This is a genomic window from Curtobacterium sp. NPDC087080, assembly GCF_044745105.1.
GTDB lineage: Bacteria > Actinomycetota > Actinomycetes > Actinomycetales > Microbacteriaceae > Curtobacterium.
The window spans coordinates 726,039-742,926 of record NZ_JBIUZP010000001.1 but is presented as its reverse complement, the minus strand read 5'-3'; the positions used below and the strand labels follow the sequence as shown (position 1 = coordinate 742,926).

14 protein-coding genes are annotated in these 16,888 nt (G+C 70.2%); 13 read left to right on the top strand and 1 reads right to left on the bottom strand.

Translation table 11 applies throughout. From position 1 onward, the window contains the following. Positions 1 to 13: 13 nt before the first annotated feature. The 8 genes from ACIPEQ_RS03470 to ACIPEQ_RS03435 all read left to right on the top strand — a co-directional run bounded on the left by ACIPEQ_RS03470 (position 14) and on the right by ACIPEQ_RS03435 (position 10,189). On the top strand, positions 14 to 709 hold the full coding sequence (locus ACIPEQ_RS03470) for a DivIVA domain-containing protein (protein WP_209676791.1): 696 nt from the start codon (positions 14 to 16) through the stop codon (positions 707 to 709). A gap of 2 nt (positions 710 to 711) precedes the next feature. Continuing rightward, positions 712 to 1,434 carry a signal peptidase II gene (gene lspA, locus ACIPEQ_RS03465; protein ID WP_402714066.1) on the top strand — a complete coding sequence of 241 codons (723 nt, stop codon included), beginning with the start codon at positions 712 to 714 and terminating at the stop codon, positions 1,432 to 1,434. Beyond that, on the top strand, positions 1,431 to 2,360 hold the full coding sequence (locus ACIPEQ_RS03460; protein ID WP_402714065.1) for an RluA family pseudouridine synthase: 930 nt from the start codon (positions 1,431 to 1,433) through the stop codon (positions 2,358 to 2,360). The genes lspA and ACIPEQ_RS03460 overlap by 4 nt, the downstream gene beginning before the upstream one ends. A 486-nt stretch (positions 2,361 to 2,846) precedes the next feature. Further along, positions 2,847 to 6,329, top strand: a complete 3,483-nt coding sequence (gene dnaE, locus ACIPEQ_RS03455; RefSeq protein ID WP_402714213.1) for a DNA polymerase III subunit alpha — start codon at positions 2,847 to 2,849, stop codon at positions 6,327 to 6,329. Positions 6,330 to 6,338: 9 nt separating this feature from the next. Further along, a complete protein-coding gene (locus ACIPEQ_RS03450) occupies positions 6,339 to 7,181 on the top strand; it encodes a hypothetical protein (RefSeq protein WP_402714064.1) in 843 nt (280 codons plus the stop codon). After that, on the top strand, positions 7,181 to 8,491 hold the full coding sequence (gene hisD / locus ACIPEQ_RS03445; RefSeq protein ID WP_402714063.1) for a histidinol dehydrogenase: 1,311 nt from the start codon (positions 7,181 to 7,183) through the stop codon (positions 8,489 to 8,491). The genes ACIPEQ_RS03450 and hisD overlap by 1 nt, the downstream gene beginning before the upstream one ends. A gap of 130 nt (positions 8,492 to 8,621) precedes the next feature. After that, positions 8,622 to 9,116 (top strand): transcriptional regulator NrdR, encoded by a 495-nt coding sequence (gene nrdR, locus ACIPEQ_RS03440; protein ID WP_209676800.1) that lies wholly within the window; start codon positions 8,622 to 8,624, stop codon positions 9,114 to 9,116. Further along, the gene (locus ACIPEQ_RS03435; RefSeq protein ID WP_402714062.1) at positions 9,113 to 10,189 is read left to right on the top strand and encodes a quinone-dependent dihydroorotate dehydrogenase; all 1,077 of its coding nucleotides are present in this window, start codon (positions 9,113 to 9,115) and stop codon (positions 10,187 to 10,189) included. The genes nrdR and ACIPEQ_RS03435 overlap by 4 nt, the downstream gene beginning before the upstream one ends. Before the next feature lie 638 nt (positions 10,190 to 10,827). On the opposite strand, the gene ACIPEQ_RS03430 is transcribed toward ACIPEQ_RS03435, so the two are convergent. After that, the gene (locus ACIPEQ_RS03430) at positions 10,828 to 11,403 is read right to left on the bottom strand and encodes a DUF3043 domain-containing protein (RefSeq protein ID WP_126891196.1); all 576 of its coding nucleotides are present in this window, start codon (positions 11,401 to 11,403) and stop codon (positions 10,828 to 10,830) included. Positions 11,404 to 11,454: 51 nt separating this feature from the next. On the opposite strand from ACIPEQ_RS03430, the gene ACIPEQ_RS03425 reads away from it, so the two are divergent. The 5 genes from ACIPEQ_RS03425 (at position 11,455) to ACIPEQ_RS03405 (ending at position 16,832) form a co-directional block, all read left to right on the top strand. Next, positions 11,455 to 12,900 (top strand): dipeptidase, encoded by a 1,446-nt coding sequence (locus ACIPEQ_RS03425; RefSeq protein WP_402714061.1) that lies wholly within the window; start codon positions 11,455 to 11,457, stop codon positions 12,898 to 12,900. A 184-nt stretch (positions 12,901 to 13,084) separates the two neighbouring features. After that, complete coding sequence (locus ACIPEQ_RS03420; protein WP_402714060.1) at positions 13,085 to 13,459, top strand: HesB/IscA family protein; 375 nt, start codon at positions 13,085 to 13,087, stop codon at positions 13,457 to 13,459. A 301-nt stretch (positions 13,460 to 13,760) separates the two neighbouring features. Then, positions 13,761 to 14,663 carry a cytochrome c oxidase subunit II gene (coxB, locus tag ACIPEQ_RS03415; RefSeq protein ID WP_126891198.1) on the top strand — a complete coding sequence of 301 codons (903 nt, stop codon included), beginning with the start codon at positions 13,761 to 13,763 and terminating at the stop codon, positions 14,661 to 14,663. A gap of 11 nt (positions 14,664 to 14,674) precedes the next feature. After that, positions 14,675 to 16,411, top strand: a complete 1,737-nt coding sequence (gene ctaD / locus ACIPEQ_RS03410; RefSeq protein ID WP_066653797.1) for a cytochrome c oxidase subunit I — start codon at positions 14,675 to 14,677, stop codon at positions 16,409 to 16,411. 4 nt (positions 16,412 to 16,415) lie between these two features. Beyond that, positions 16,416 to 16,832, top strand: coding sequence for a cytochrome c oxidase subunit 4 (locus ACIPEQ_RS03405; RefSeq protein WP_402714059.1), 417 nt, complete (start codon positions 16,416 to 16,418; stop codon positions 16,830 to 16,832). Positions 16,833 to 16,888: the final 56 nt, after the last annotated feature.

Here is a 16,888-nt window from a genome sequence, read left to right as displayed (position 1 = left end):
TGAGGTGACGGCAATGGCTTTGACGCCGGAAGACGTAGTCAACAAGCGGTTCCAGCCGACGAAGTTCCGCGAGGGCTACGACCAGGACGAGGTCGACGACTTCCTGGACGAGGTCGTCGTCGAGCTCCGCCGCCTGACGGCCGAGAACGACGAGCTCCGCCAGCGCCTGCAGGCCGCCGAGTCGGCGCCGAAGCCGGCCGCTGCCGAGCAGTCCGTCGAGCAGCAGCCCGAGCCGACCCCCGAGCCCGAGCCGGCCCCCGTCGCCGCCGCTCCGGAGCCCGCGCCGGTCGCCGCCGCTGCTCCGGCTCCCTCGACGGTCCCCGCCGACGAGGACACCGAGGGCACCACGAACCTCCTCACGCTCGCACGTCGTCTGCACGAGGAGCACGTCCGCGAGGGCATCGAGAAGCGCGACGCGCTCATCGCCGAGGGCACCGCGCAGGCCGCCCGCCTGGTCTCCGAGGCCGAGGCGAAGCAGCGCCAGATCATCGCCGACACCGAGAACACGAACCGCCAGCGCGTGGCCGTGCTCGAGCAGGAGCAGCGCCAGCTCGAGGGCAAGATCGACGAGCTCCGCACCTTCGAGCGCGACTACCGTGCGCAGCTCAAGAGCTACATCCAGGGTCAGCTCTCGGAGCTCGACGGGTCCGGCTCGCAGGAGTCCGGCCTCACCCCCGCGCCGGCCTCGGCGCAGGGCTTCGGCAACTGACGTTGGTCAGACCAGCACCGACGGCGAAGGTCAGTGTCCGCGCGATCGCGGCACTGGCCTTCGCCGCTGTCGTCGTGGTGGCGCTCGACCAGGGCGTGAAGGCGCTCGTCGTCGCGAACCTGCCGTACGGCCAGGCCGTGCCCGTCCTCGGTGACGCGCTGCAGCTGCTGTACGTCCGGAACCCCGGCGCGGCGTTCTCGTTCGCGGTGAACATGACGTGGGTGTTCTCGATCGTGTCGACGGCGGTCGTCGTCGCCATCATCGTGTACGCCCGTCGCATCCGGTCGATGTGGTGGGCGATCGTGCTCGGCATGCTGCTCGGCGGCGCGCTCGGCAACCTGCTCGACCGGCTCCTCCGTGAGCCCGGCTTCGGTCGTGGCCACGTGGTGGACTTCATCTCGACGCCCTGGATGATGCCCGCGATCTACAACATCGCCGACTCGTTCATCTGCGTGAGCATGGTCGTCTTCGTGCTGCTCGTCATCCTCGGGGTGAACCTCGACGGCACCCGTGCACCGTCCGCGAAGCAGCAGCGCGCGGCCGACGCGGCGAGCCGCCGTTCCGTGGCCGACGGATCGGACGCGGCTGCGGGCTCGGACGTGACCGCGCGCTCGTCGGTCGCCGACGGGGCGGAGCCGTCCCGCGCCTCCCGTCCGGGCGTCGCGGAGCCCGACCAGCGTGCGCCGCGCGACGGCCGCGACGTCCTCGGGCACGACGCGACGTGAGCGAACAGCGTTCCCTGCCCGTGCCCGACGGCCTCGCCGGTGAACGGGTCGACGCGGCCATCGCGAAGCTCCTCGGGTTCTCGCGCTCCTTCGCGGCCGAGGTCGTCGCCGCCGGCGGCGTCCGCGTGGACGGTGTCGAGGTCGGCAAGTCCGACCGCCTGCACGCCGACTCGTGGCTCGAGGTCGAGTGGTCCCCGAAGGAACCCCCGCGCATCCTGCCCGTCGAGGTCCCCGGCATGCGGATCGTGCACGACGACGAGGACATCGTCGTCGTCGACAAGCCGATCGGCGTCGCCGCACACCCGTCGCCCGGGTGGGACGGGCCGACCGTGCCCGGTGGCCTCGCCGCCGCCGGCTTCACCATCGCCACCTCCGGCGCCGCCGAGCGCGCGGGGATCGTGCACCGGCTCGACGTCGGCACCTCGGGCCTGATGGTCGTCGCGAAGACCGAGCTCGCCTACACGCACCTGAAGCGGGCCTTCAAGGAGCGCACGGTCGAGAAGGTCTACCACGCACTCGCGCAGGGGCACCCCGACCCGACCTCGGGAACCATCGACGCCCCCATCGGCCGGCACCCGTCGAGCGACTGGAAGTTCGCGGTCACGGCGGACGGCAAGCCGAGCGTGACCCACTACGAGACGCTCGAGGCCTTCCGGTCGGCGAGCCTGCTCGAGGTGCACCTGGAGACCGGGCGGACGCACCAGATCCGCGTGCACATGGCAGCGACGAAGCACCCGCTCGTCGGTGACACGATGTACGGCGCGGACCCGGTGCTCGCGTCCGAGCTCGGGTTGACGCGGCAGTGGCTCGACGCGGTGCGGCTCGGGTTCGAGCACCCGCGCACGGGTTCGTGGGTGGAGTTCGAGGCGTCCTACCCCGACGACCTGCAGCAGGCGCTCGACCGCATCCGCGCCGCGTCCGCGTAGGCAGGCGGCGGTCGGCGTCCGCGTCGGTGGGCGGCGGGTCCCGCGCCGAGCGGGCCCGATCGGTGACGCTCGGTGCCCTCGCCCGACGATCCGCGCCCGCTCGGCGTACACCGCGCGGCGTTTCCTGCCCGCTCGTTCGGCGCCGGGCGAGCCCGCGTCCGGACGGGAGGCGCAGGGCGGCGCCGTCACGCGCCTCCCGACCGCCGTCCGGTCGCGTCTCCCGCAGGGTCCCGAGCGGGCCGTATCCGTCACGCTCGGCGTCTCCAGCCGACGCGTCGCGCCCGCTCGGGGGACTGCACGCGGCGTGTCCTACCCGCTCGCGGTGCGGCACCGCCCGACGCCCGTCGGCAGGCACGCCGGACACGCGGAGGACGTCGGTGCTCCCGGTTAGGCTGGTCCCGCCCCGCAGCAGTCCCCGTCGAAACCGGAGGTCCCGTGTCGGATTCCGACTCCTTCGTCCACCTGCACGTGCACAGCGAGTACTCGATGCTCGACGGTGCCGCTCGGTTGAGCGACCTGGTCGCCGAGACCGCCGCGCAGGGCATGCCGGCCGTCGCGGTCACCGACCACGGCAACATGTTCGGCGCGTTCGAGTTCTGGAAGGCCGCCAAGGCCGGCGGCGTCAAGCCCATCATCGGGACCGAGGCGTACATCACGCCGCGCACCCACCGGTCGGACAAGACCCGCGTGCGCTGGGGCGACGGTGGCGGTGACGACGTGTCCGGCTCCGGTGCGTACACCCACATGACGATGTTCGCCGAGAACACGACGGGCATGCACAACCTGTTCCGGCTGTCGAGCCGCGCGTCGATCGAGGGCTACTACTTCAAGCCCCGCATGGACATCGAGCTGCTCGACCAGTACCACGAGGGGATCATCGCGACGACGGGGTGCCCGTCCGGCGAGATCCAGACGCGCCTGCGCCTCGGCCAGTACGACGAGGCGCTCAAGGCAGCGGCGGACTACCGCGACATCTTCGGCAAGGACAACTACTTCGCCGAGATCATGGACCACGGGCTCGAGATCGAGCGGCGGGTGATCGAGGACGTCGTCCGCATCTCGAAGGACCTCGGCATCCCGCTGGTCGGCACGAACGACCTGCACTACACGCACTCGCACGACGCGAAGTCGCACGCCGCACTGCTCTGCGTGCAGTCCGGCTCGACGTTGAACGACCCGAACCGCTTCAAGTTCGACGCCGACGAGTTCTACCTGAAGACGCCGCAGCAGATGCGACACGTCTTCCGCGACCACCCCGAGGCCTGCGACAACACGCTGCTCATCGCCGAGCGGTGCAACGTCGAGTTCGACACGGCCGCGAACTACATGCCGAAGTTCCCGGTGCCCGAGGGGGAGACCGAGCACTCGTGGTTCGAGAAGGAGGTCGCGAAGGGGCTGCGGTACCGCTACCCGGACGGCATCTCGAAGGAGGTCCAGGACCGCGCCGACTACGAGGTCGGGATCATCAACCAGATGGGCTTCCCGGGCTACTTCCTGGTGGTCGCCGACTTCATCAACTGGTCGAAGAACAACGGCATCCGCGTCGGCCCGGGCCGTGGTTCGGGCGCTGGCTCGATGGTGGCGTACGCGATGCGCATCACCGATCTCGACCCGATCCGGCACGGGCTGATCTTCGAGCGCTTCCTCAACCCGGACCGCGTCTCGATGCCCGACTTCGACGTCGACTTCGACGACCGGCGCCGTGGTGAGGCGATCAAGTACGTCACCGAGAAGTACGGGTCCGAGCGCGTCGCGCAGATCGTCACCTACGGCACGATCAAGGCGAAGCAGGCGCTCAAGGACTCCTCGCGCGTCCTCGGCTTCCCGTTCGGCATGGGCGAGAAGCTCACGAAGGCGATGCCGCCGCCCGTGATGGGCAAGGACATCCCGCTCACCGGGATCTTCGACAAGGACCACCCGCGGTACAAGGAAGCGGTCGACGTCCGCACGGTCGTCGAGACCGACCCCGAGGCGAAGACGGTGTTCGACACCGCGCTCGGACTCGAGGGGCTGAAGCGCCAGTGGGGCGTCCACGCAGCCGGCGTGATCATGTCGAGCGAGCCGCTCATCGACATCATCCCGGTGATGAAGCGTGAGCAGGACGGCCAGATCGTCACGCAGTTCGACTACCCGGCAGCGGAGTCGCTCGGCCTGATCAAGATGGACTTCCTGGGCCTCCGGAACCTGACGATCATCAGTGACGCGCTCGACAACATCAAGTCGAACCGCGGGATCGAGCTCGACCTCGAGACCATGGGCCTCGAGGACGAAGCGGCCTACCAGCTGCTGCAGCGCGGTGACACCCTCGGTGTGTTCCAGCTCGACGGCGGGCCGATGCGTGGTCTGCTCCGGCTGATGAAGCCCGACAACTTCGAGGACATCTCGGCGCTCATCGCCCTGTACCGTCCGGGCCCCATGGGCGCGAACTCGCACACGAACTACGCGCTCCGCAAGAACGGCGAGCAGCCGATCACGCCGATCCACCCGGAGCTCGAGGAGCCCCTGCAGGACATCATCGGCACGACCTACGGCCTGATCATCTACCAGGAGCAGGTCATGGCCATCGCGCAGAAGGTCGCCGGGTTCTCGCTCGGCCAGGCGGACATCCTCCGCCGCGCGATGGGCAAGAAGAAGAAGTCCGAGCTGGACAAGCAGTACGCGGGCTTCGAGAAGGGCATGCAGGACAACGGCTACTCGGCCGCGGCGATCAAGACGCTGTGGGACATCCTGCTGCCGTTCTCCGACTATGCGTTCAACAAGGCGCACTCCGCCGCGTACGGCGTGGTGTCGTTCTGGACGGCCTACCTCAAGGCGCACTACCCGGCCGAGTACATGGCGGCCCTGCTGACCAGCGTCGGCGACGCCCGGGACAAGCTCGCGCTGTACCTGAACGAGTGCCGTCGCATGGGCATCCGGGTGATGCCGCCGGACGTCAACGAGTCGATCGGCTTCTTCGCGGCCGTCGGCGACGACATCCGCTTCGGCATGGGCGCGATCCGCAACGTCGGCTTCAACGTCGTCGACGACATCGTGAAGGCCCGGACGGAGAAGGGCGCGTTCGAGTCGTTCCACGACTTCCTGCGGAAGATCCCGATCTCGTCGGCGAACAAGCGGACGGTCGAGTCGCTCATCAAGGCCGGTGCCTTCGACGAGTTCGGTGACACCCGTCGTGCGCTCGTCGAGATCCACGAGGGCGCGGTCGAGGGAGCGGTGAAGGTCAAGCGGGACGAGGCCAACGGCAACGTCGGCTTCGACTTCGACTCGCTGTTCGCCGAGGTCGCCGAGGAGTCGCCCGCGGCGGCAGCGGTGTCGCAGGTGCCGGACCGACCCGAGTGGTCGAAGCGCGACAAGCTCGCGTTCGAGCGGGACATGCTCGGGCTGTACGTGTCGGACCACCCGCTCGCCGGCCTCGAGATCGAGCTGGCGAAGCACCAGTCGATCACGATCGCCGACCTGATCGCCGCCGACGACGGCATCGAGGGCGAGACGGTCACGGTCGCCGGACTGCTCACCAGTGTCCAGCACCGTGTCGCGAAGTCGAGCGGCAACCCGTACGGCATCGTCCAGATCGAGGACTTCGGCGGCGAGATCGGCGTCATGTTCCTCGGCAAGACGTACCAGGAGTTCGGTCCGTCCCTGGTCGCCGACTCGATCGTGGTGCTGCGCGGCCGGGTGAACGTCCGCGACGACGGCAAGGCCCTGCACGCCGTGAGCATGTTCCAGCCGAACGTCGGAGACGCGATGGGGTCCGGGCCGCTGACGCTGTCGCTGCCCGAGCGCCAGGCGACGACGACGACGGTGACCGAGCTCGCCGCCGTGCTCGGTCGGCACCAGGGGGAGACCGAGGTGCGGCTCCGGCTGCTCAAGGACGACGTCGCGCGGACCTTCGAGCTGCCGTTCCCGGTGAACCTGACGCCCGATCTGTTCGGCGAGCTGAAGAGCCTGCTCGGGCCGCGCTGCCTGGTCTAGGCGTCCGACGTGACCGTCCGCGGAGCACCGCAGCCGTCGGCTGCGGTGCTCCGGGCGTTCGGTGCGGGGGAGCGGTCACCGGTGCTCCTGGTGGGCGGACAGGGCACGACGTGGCGCGCGGACAGGATCGTCCTGCGTCCGCACGGTGACGTCCGGGAGGCACGGTGGCGGTCCGCCACGCTGGCCCGCCTCGCGCACACGGACCGCCTCGCGCACACGGACCGGTTCCGCACGCCGCGGCCGGTCCCGAGCGCCGACGGTGGCTGGCTCGCGGGCGGCTGGGAGGCCTGGGCGTGGCTGCCCGGTGCGACCGACCCGACCCGGGTCGAGGACGTCCTCGCCGCGGGCGCGGCCTTCCACCGCGCGGTCGCGCACCTGCCCCGCCCGGGGTTCCTCGACCTCGTCGACGACCCGTGGAGCCGGGCGGACCGGCTCGTCTGGGGGAGCGGGCCCCTGCCGACGGAGCCGTTGCTCGACCGGCTCGCCGCGGGCTTCCGCACCGTCCGCGCGCCGTCGCAGCTGGTGCACCGCGACCTGCTCGGCAACGTGCTCTTCGCGCCGGGTGAGCCGCCGGCGGTGTTCGACTGGGCGCCCGCGTGGCGGCCGGTGGGGTACGCCGCCGCCATCGCCGCCGTCGACGCGGTGTGCTGGCACGGTGTGCCGGTCGACCGTCTACCGGAGCTCGGCCGGCTGGCCGCGGTGTCGGAGTGGCCGCAGCTGCTCGTCCGGGCACTCGCGTTCCGCGTGCTCGTCCTGCAGCTGCTCGGTGCGTGGGACGACGACCAGACCGCACGTCACCGTCCCCTGGTGGACGCCCTGCTGTCGGGCGCCGCCGGTACGCTTGACGCCTGATGATGCAGCGAATCGACCTCCGTGGCGGCCTTCCCGCCCGTGCCGACCTCCTCCGCCTGATGCCACGTGCCGTCGGTGACGTCTCCCACGCCGTCGATGCCGCGCGCGACCTCGTGGACGCGGTCCGGCAGCACGGGGCGGCGGCGCTGCGTGAGCAGGCGGAGCGCTTCGACGGGGGAGCGCCCGAGCACGTCCGGGTCCCCGCCGCCGAGATCGCCGCGGCCGTCGCCGGCCTGACCCCCGAGCTGCGCGAGGCCCTCGACGAGGCCATCCGCCGTGTCCGTGCGGCGAGTGCCGCGCAGGTCCCCGCCGGGTCGGTCACGTGCCTGGCCGACGGGGCCGAGGTCCACCAGCGCTGGCAGCCGATGCGACGCGTCGGGCTCTACGTCCCGGGTGGCAAGGCCGTCTACCCGTCGAGCGTCGTCATGAACGTGGTTCCCGCACAGGTCGCGGGCGTCGGGTCGATCGCCCTCGTCTCCCCGCCGCAGCGCGACCACGGCGGACGGGTGCACCCGACGATCCTCGCCGCGGCCGGGCTCCTCGGCATCGACGAGGTCTACGCGATGGGCGGAGCCGGAGCGGTCGGTGCGCTGGCGTACGGCGTCAGCGAGATCGGCCTCGAGCCGGTCGACCTGGTCACCGGGCCGGGCAACAACTTCGTCGCCGCGGCCAAGCGCCTGGTGCGCGGGGTGGTCGGCATCGACTCCGAGGCGGGCGCGACCGAGATCCTGGTCATCGCGGACGACACCGCGGACGCCGGCTACGTCGCCGCCGACCTGGTCAGCCAGGCCGAGCACGACGAGCAGGCGGGCAGTGTCCTGGTGACCACCTCGCCCACGTTCGCCGACGCGGTCGAGGCAGCGATCCCGGAACGGGTGGCGGCGCTGGGGACGGCTGCGCGCCTCCAGACCGCGCTCGACGGACCGCAGTCCGCGATCGTGCTGGTGGACTCGCTGGCCGATGCGGCGACCGTGAGCAACGCGTACGGGCCGGAGCACCTGGAGATCCAGACCGCCGACGACGACGCCGTGCTGGCCGACATCGACGCGGCCGGTGCCGTGTTCGTCGGGCCGAGCACGCCCGTGAGCCTCGGTGACTACCTCGCCGGGTCGAACCACGTGCTGCCGACCGGCGGCCAGGCGCGGTTCGGGTCGGGGCTGTCGGCGTCGACCTTCCTCCGCCCGCAGCAGGTCATCCGGTACACGCCCGCAGCCCTGGCCGACGTCGCGCCGCACATCGTGGCGCTCGCCACCGAGGAGCAGCTGCCCGGGCACGGTGCCGCCGTGACGGAGCGCACCGCTCGGTCCTGAGCCCGGCCGGTCGGGTCGTGCCGGGGCGTGGCCGGGTCTGGCCTCGGATGCGTCCTGGGTGCGGCCGGTCGTCCACCGGGTCGTCACCGCGCCCTGTGGGCGCCGTCGAGCCGATAGCCTGGGACACGACATGTTCTGCCCCTTCTGCCGCCACCCGGACTCCCGCGTCGTCGACTCCCGCACGAGCGACGACGGCACCTCGATCCGTCGCCGCCGCCAGTGCCCGAACTGCGGGCGCCGGTTCTCGACGACCGAGACCGCCTCGCTGAACGTCGTGAAGCGCAACGGCGTCACCGAGCCGTTCAGCCGCGACAAGATCGTGTCCGGCGTGCGCAAGGCATGCCAGGGACGCCCGGTGACCGACGGCGACCTGGCCGTGCTCGCGCAGCGCGTCGAGGAGACCGTGCGCTCGTCGGGGTCGAGCCAGATCGACGCGAACGACATCGGCCTCGCGATCCTGCCGCCGCTCCGGGAGCTCGACGAGGTCGCCTTCCTGCGGTTCGCGAGCGTCTACCAGGCGTTCGACACGCTCGAGGACTTCGAGGACGCGATCGCACAGCTGCGCCGCGACCACCACGCGGCTCGTGCTGCTGCGTCCGGCGCCGAGTCGGGCAGCGGCGCGTGAGCGGGGTCGCGGAGCGCGTCGTCCGCAACGGCTACGCGGTCGTCTTCCGGTCCGTGTTCGCCAACATGGACCCGGAGCGGGCGCACCACATCGCCTTCGCCGTGATCCGTGCCCTGCCGAGGGTGCCGTTCCTCGGCGGGACGATCGAGCGGTACGCCCGGCCCTCCGCGGCCGACGGCATCACGACGATGGGGATCCACTTCCCGTCGCGCTTCGGGCTCGCCGCCGGGTTCGACAAGGACGCCAAGGGCATCGCCGGGCTCGGGCTGCTCGGGTTCGGGCACGTCGAGGTCGGCACGATCACCGCGCAGGCGCAGCCGGGCAACGAGAAGCCGCGGCTGTTCCGGCTCATCCGCGACAAGGCGCTCGTCAACCGGATGGGCTTCAACAACCACGGAGCTGCCCGGGCCGCTCGTCGGCTCGAGCGAGCACGGCGTCACCCCGGCCGACCGGTCATCGGCGTCAACATCGGCAAGAGTCGGGTCGTCGCGGTCGAGGACGCGGTCGACGACTACCTCGAGTCGACGCGCCTGCTCGCGCCCTTCGCCGACTACTTGGCCGTCAACGTCAGCTCCCCGAACACGCCCGGGCTCCGCGGTCTGCAGGAGGCCGACCAGCTCCGGCCGCTGCTGACGGCGGTCCGCGACGCAGCCGGGCGGACCCCGGTGCTGGTGAAGATCGCGCCGGACCTGACCGACGAGCAGATCGACGCGATCGCCGGACTCGCGGTGGACCTCGGACTCGCCGGGATCATCGCGAACAACACGACCATCGCCCGCACGGGGCTGACCACCCCGGACGCCGACGTCGAGGCGATGGGGGCCGGTGGGCTCTCCGGCGCCCCGATCGCCGCCCGGTCGCTCGAGGTGCTGCGCCGGGTCCGGGCCGCGGTGCCGCAGGACTTCTGCGTCATCGCCGTCGGCGGGGTCACGAGCGAGCAGGACGTGCAGGACCGCATCGACGCGGGCGCGACGCTCGTGCAGGGCTACACGGCGTTCCTCTACGAAGGGCCGACCTGGGCGATGCGCATCAACCGGCTGCGTCGTCGGCGGCTACGGCGCGCAGCGCGGTAGCAGGGGAGCGCGGTAGCGCGCCGTCCTCGTCTTCGCGACGGTACCCACTCGGAGTTGCTCCGGCCGGATGGCCGCTCCGTCGCACGACGTGCCGCGTGCTGGCGTCGACGTTGCACGACATGCCGCTCACCTGCGCGCTGGACGGCATGTCGTGCGACTGGAACCCGCGCGACGGCTGACGGAGTCCTGGTGCGGGGAACGGCGACCACCACGCGACGGAAGGGGCGGCGACCGAGTCGAGCCGCACCTCCAGGCCGACGCTGACCGACGGTGGCTGACGATGGCCGGCGCTGATCGACGGTGGCTGACGAAGGCTGACGAGGCCGACGAGAACTGACGACGGCCGATGACGGCTGACGAAGGCCGATGTCGGCTGACGACGGCCGACGCGGACAGGCGGGCACTGACGCTGATGCCGGCGCGGCGTCGGGCGGAGCGCGCGTCGCGCACCGAGCGGGCGGAACACGCCGTCGGTGTCCGGCGAGCGGGCGAGATGTGTCGGCCCAGCGTGCCGAGCGTGACGGAAACGGCCCGCTCGACGGAACCCCGCCCCGGTCCAGCCCCGGCCTGACCGACGCCACCCCCGGGAACGACGAAGCGCCGCCCGGCTCGGCCGGACGGCGCTCGCGCGGTGGTGGCTAGAGCGAGGGGTACTGGCCGCGGCGCACCTGCGGCTTCGGCAGGCGCAGGAAGCGCAGCTGCCACGCCCGCGTGAGGATGTAGAGGAAGGTCCCGCGCTGCATCTCGCCGAACTTCGCGGTGATCTTCTTGCGCAGCGACAGCCAGAGCACGATGCAGTCGAGCACGAACAGCGCCACGAACGCCCAGACCAGCAGCAGTGAGTACGACGCCAGGACGGTCTGCGCCGCTGCGAACCCGACGATCAGGAACAGCACGAGCACGGGCATCATGACCTCGCCCACGTTCCAGCGCGCGTCGATCCAGTCGCGGACGAACTTCCGCTGCTCGCCCTTGTCCTTCGCGGGGAGGTAGCGCTCCTCGCCGTTGGCCATGCCGACCCGAGCCTTCTCGCGCTCGGTGTTCAGACGCGCGCGAGCGGCCTTCTTGTCCTGCGGGCTGTTGCCGACGAGCGGGCGACGGTTGGCGGCCTCGCGCTCACGACGCGACGGCGTCGGACGACCCTTGCCGGCTTCGAGGAGCTCCTCGTCCGACGGGTCGACGGTCGTGTTGGTCTTGGGGGCTGCCTTCGCCACGGTGTGTTCCTGACTGCGGTTGCGTGCTGGATCTCCTCTAGATTACGGGACATGACCGACACCGACCAGCACAGCCCCGCGACCGACCCCGCGCTCCTCGACGCCCTCCGCGAACACGTGCAGGGAGGGCTGCCGACCACGATCGCGGACCTCTCCTCGCTGGTCCGGCTGCCGTCGGTGTCGTGGTCGGCGTTCGACCCGGCGCACGTGCAGGCCAGTGCCGAGGCCGTCGCGGACCTGGCCCGGTCGACGGGCGTCTTCGCCGCCGACGCGGTGCGCATCGTCCGGTCCGCCGTCGAGGGCGAGACCGCGGGCGCGCAGGACGCCGGCCGCGAGCTCGGGCAGCCCGCCGTCCTGGCGGTGCGTCCCGCCCGGAACGGGAAGCCGACCGTCATGCTCTACGCGCACCACGACGTGCAGCCCCAGGGCGACGATGCGCTGTGGGAGACCCCGCCGTTCGAACCGACCCTGCGCGGCGACCGCCTCTACGGCCGCGGTGCGTCGGACGACAAGGCCGGCGTGATGACGCACATCGCCTCGCTCCGGGCGCTGCACGCGCAGTTCGGCGACGACCTGGACCTCGGTGTCGTCCTCTTCGTCGAGGGCGAGGAGGAGTTCGGCTCCCGGTCGTTCCGTACCTTCCTGCGCGAGCAGAAGGAGCACCTCGCGGCCGACGTGATCGTCGTGGCCGACAGCGACAACTGGTCGGTCGACGTGCCCTCGATCACGGTCTCGCTCCGCGGCAACGTCACGTTCCGTGCGACGCTGACGACGCTCGAGCACGCGAGCCACAGCGGTATGTTCGGCGGCGCCGCGCCCGACGCGATGATCCCGATGGTGCGCCTGCTCGCCTCGCTGCACGACGACGACGGCTCGGTCGCCGTCGAGGGGCTCACCGCGTACGACGCCGACGTCCCCGAGCGCTCCGAGGCCGAGCTCGCGACGGACGCCGCGCTCCTCGAGGGCGTGCGACCGGTCGGCTCGGGCCCGGTGCTCTCCCGCATGTGGTTCCAGCCGTCGATCACGGTGACGGGCATGGACGTCCCGAGCGTCGCGAACGCGTCGAACACGCTGCTGCCGAACGTCGCCGCCCGCGTCTCCGTCCGCGTGGCCCCCGGCCAGTCCGCCACCGACGCGTACGCCGCCGTCGAGCGCCACCTCCGCGCCCACGTGCCGTTCGGCGCGAAGCTCGACATCACCGAGGTCGACACCGGCGACGGGTTCCTGGTGGACACCGCCGGGTGGGCCGTGCAGGAGGCGCGCACCGCCATGCACGAGGGCTGGGGCGCGCCCGCGGTCGAGCAGGGCATCGGCGGATCGATCCCGTTCGTCTCCGACCTCGCGGCGGAGTTCCCCGAGGCGCAGATCCTGGTGACCGGCGTCGAGGACCCGGACACCCGCGCGCACAGCCCGAACGAGTCGCAGCACCTCGGCGTGCTGCACCGCGCGATCGCCTCCGAGACGATCCTGCTGGCGCGGCTGGCGACGCGCGCCTGACCGGGCAGCCCGCACCGGCACGGGAGCGGGGGACCACCGGACGGGAGGCCCGTGGCGACGCCGCCACGGGCCTCCCGTCCGTCGTCGGGTCCCGCCCTGTGGACGCCGCGCCCGTCCTGTCGGCTCCCGTGCTTACAATCGACCCAGGCGCGGTGACCGACACCGCCCGGAGGGAGACGCGCGGATGAGCGACACCATCATCGACAACGCACCGGCGACGGACGCACGCTCGCACGGCGTCGCGCTCAGCGACGCGGCGGCGGCGAAGGTGGCGAGCCTCCTGGAGCAGGAGGGCCGCGACGACCTGCGCCTGCGCCTCGCGGTCCAGCCCGGTGGCTGCTCCGGCCTGATCTACCAGCTCTACTTCGACGAGCGGCTGCTCGACGGCGATGCCACGGCCGAGTTCGGCAGCGGGGTCGAGGTCGTCATCGACAAGATGAGCGTCCCGTACCTCGACGGCGCGACGATCGACTTCGAGGACACCATCCAGAAGCAGGGCTTCACCATCGACAACCCCAACGCGCAGGGCAGCTGCGCGTGCGGCGACAGCTTCCACTGACGCCGCCGGCCGGCATCTGTCCGCCGACCGAACCGACACGCGAGCGGGGGGCGACCGATCTGGTCGCTCCCCGTTCGTCGTCCGCGGCCGCACCGAGCCGCACGACCGGGGGAAAGCTGCGCGAGGCGGTCGTCGATCACGCGCCGGACCGCGCCCGGTGTGCGCGAGACGTCACCGGCTGCGAGTAAGCTAGGAGTGTTCCAACCAAGCTGGGAACCAGCAATGAGCGGCCTCAGTGCACGCAACCGTGCACATCACGTCCGCTCGGCCGGTCTCCAGCAACGTCTTCCGAGAGGTAACAGTGCGTTCGAATCGCCGTATACGTTGGGCGGCCGTCCCGGTGGCCGTCGGTCTGGTCATCGCACTGGCTGGCTGCACGCAGCAGCAGATGAACGGATGGCTCCCCGGGACCGAGGAGACGAAGGACGTCACGAACCACACGAGCCGCGTCGTCGGCCTGTGGACCACCAGCTGGATCGTCCTGCTCGCGGTCGGTCTCATCGTGTGGGGCCTGATCATCTGGGCGGCGATCGTCTACCGTCGCCGCAAGGGCCAGACGGGCCTGCCGGTGCAGATGCGGTACAACATGCCGCTCGAGATCTTCTACACGATCGTGCCGCTCATCCTTGTGCTCGGCTTCTTCGCCTTCACAGCGAAGGACCAGTCGGCGATCGAGAAGCCGTTCGACGACCCGGACGCCACGATCCACGTGTACGGCAAGCGCTGGGCCTGGGACTTCAACTACATCGACAAGGACAACCCGAAGGACAGCGTCTACTACCAGGGCATCCAGGCCCAGGAAGAAGAGAACGGCGACGGCGCGATCGACGAGTCGCAGCTCCCGACGCTCTACCTGCCGGTCGGCAAGAAGGTCGAGATCGAGCTCTCCTCGCGCGACGTCGACCACTCCTTCTGGGTCATCGACTTCCTGTACAAGAAGGACATGCTCCCGGGCAAGACCAACTACGAGTACTTCATCCCGCAGAAGGAAGGCACCTACCAGGGCAAGTGTGCCGAGCTCTGCGGTGAGTACCACTCCCTGATGCTCTTCCAGGTGAAGGTCGTCTCGGACTCCGAGTACCAGCAGTACCTCGACACGCTGCGCGAGCAGGGCAAGGTCGGTCTCCTCGGCAACGAGTACGACACCAACACGAACGAACCGAACAACCAGGCGCCGGTCGAGGCGTCGAGCGAGAACAAGTAGGGGTCCGTCAGATGACAACGTCACTCGTCGGCCAGCCGACAGCGCCGACGACGCCGGACTTCCAGGCGTCCAAGGTCGGTCGGAAGGGCAACATCATCGTCCGGTGGATCACCTCCACCGACCACAAGACCATCGGGTACATGTACCTGATCGCGTCGTTCGTCTTCTTCCTGCTCGCGGGCGTCATGGCGCTCGTGATCCGTGCGCAGCTCTTCGAACCCGGCCTGCACGTGGTCGAGACGAAGGAGCAGTACAACCAGCTCTTCACCATGCACGGCACGATCATGCTGCTGATGTTCGCGACGCCGCTCTTCTCGGGCTTCGCGAACGCGATCATGCCGCTGCAGATCGGTGCGCCGGACGTGGCCTTCCCGCGTCTGAACGGGTTCGCCTTCTGGCTGTACCTGTTCGGCTCGCTCATCGCCGTCGGTGGCTTCCTCACCCCGCAGGGCGCCGCGTCCTTCGGTTGGTTCGCCTACGCGCCACTGAGCGACACGACGTTCACACCGGGTCTGGGTGGGACGCTCTGGGTGTTCGGCCTCGGCATGACCGGCTTCTCGACGATCCTCGGCGCGGTGAACTTCATCACGACGATCATCACGATGCGTGCGCCGGGCATGACGATGTTCCGCATGTCGATCTTCACGTGGAACACCCTCGTGACGTCGCTGCTCGTGCTGATGGCCTTCCCGGTCCTCGCCGCCGCGCTCTTCGGCCTCGGCCTCGACCGCGTGTTCGACGCGCAGATCTACAACCCGGCCAACGGCGGTGCCCTGCTCTGGCAGCACCTGTTCTGGTTCTTCGGCCACCCCGAGGTCTACATCATCGCGCTGCCGTTCTTCGGCATCGTCTCCGAGGTCTTCCCGGTCTTCAGCCGCAAGCCGATCTTCGGGTACAAGACCCTCGTCTACGCGACCATCTCCATCGCGGCCCTGTCTGTCACGGTGTGGGCGCACCACATGTACGTCACCGGTGGCGTCCTGCTCCCGTGGTTCTCGCTCATGACGATGCTCATCGCGGTCCCGACCGGCGTGAAGATCTTCAACTGGGTCGGCACCATGTGGCGCGGTTCGGTCACGTTCGAGACCCCGCTGCTCTGGGCCGTCGGCTTCCTCATCACCTTCACGTTCGGTGGTCTCACCGGTGTGATCCTGGCGTCGCCGCCGCTCGACTTCCACGTGTCCGACTCGTACTTCGTCGTCGCGCACTTCCACTACGTGGTCTTCGGCACCGTCGTGTTCGCGATGTTCTCCGGCTTCTACTTCTGGTGGCCGAAGTGGACGGGTCGCATGCTCAACGAGCGCCTCGGCAAGATCCACTTCTGGCTGCTGTTCATCGGCTTCCACACGACGTTCCTCATCCAGCACTGGCTGGGCGTCATCGGCATGCCGCGTCGCTACGCGACCTACCTGCCGAACGACGGGTTCACCTGGATGAACCAGCTGTCGACGATCGGCTCGATGATCCTCGCGATCTCGTTCCTGCCGTTCATCTTCAACGTCTACGTGACCGCCCGGAACGCACCGAAGGTCGCCGTGAACGACCCGTGGGGCTACGGCCGCTCGCTCGAGTGGGCGACCAGCTGCCCGCCGCCGCGCCACAACTTCACCTCCATCCCGCGGATCCGTTCCGAGTCCCCGGCGTTCGACCTGAACCACCCCGAGGCCGGTGTGCCGATCGGTGTGGGTCCGGCGAAGGACGCCCCGGATGCCCCGACCTACGACGCCGCGAAGGGCGAGGTGAAGTAAGGCGATGCGCGCCAACACCAACCTGTTCTGGATCCTGTTCGTCTTCTTCATCCTCGCGGATGCTGCGTACACCATCTGGGCGCTGATCTACTACGGCAGCCCGGAGTGGGTGGGCACCGTGGCGATCGGCCTCACCGGGATCATGTCCGCGTTCATCGCGTTCTACCTCGGCAAGGTGATGTCGTCGCAGGGCGGCGTCCTCCCCGAGGACCGTCCGGACGCGAACATCGAGGACGGCGACGCCGAGCTCGGGCACTTCAGCCCGTGGTCGTGGTGGCCGATCCTGCTCGCGGGTTCGACGGCGATCTGCTTCCTCGGCCTCGCGGCCGGCCTGTGGATCGTGCCGATCGGGCTCGCGCTCGTGACCGTCACGCTCGTCGGCTGGGTCTACGAGTACTACCGCGGCAACTTCGGACACTGATCCGATCCACCTGACACCTCGGGCGGCACCACATCCGGTGCCGCCCGAGGTGCGTC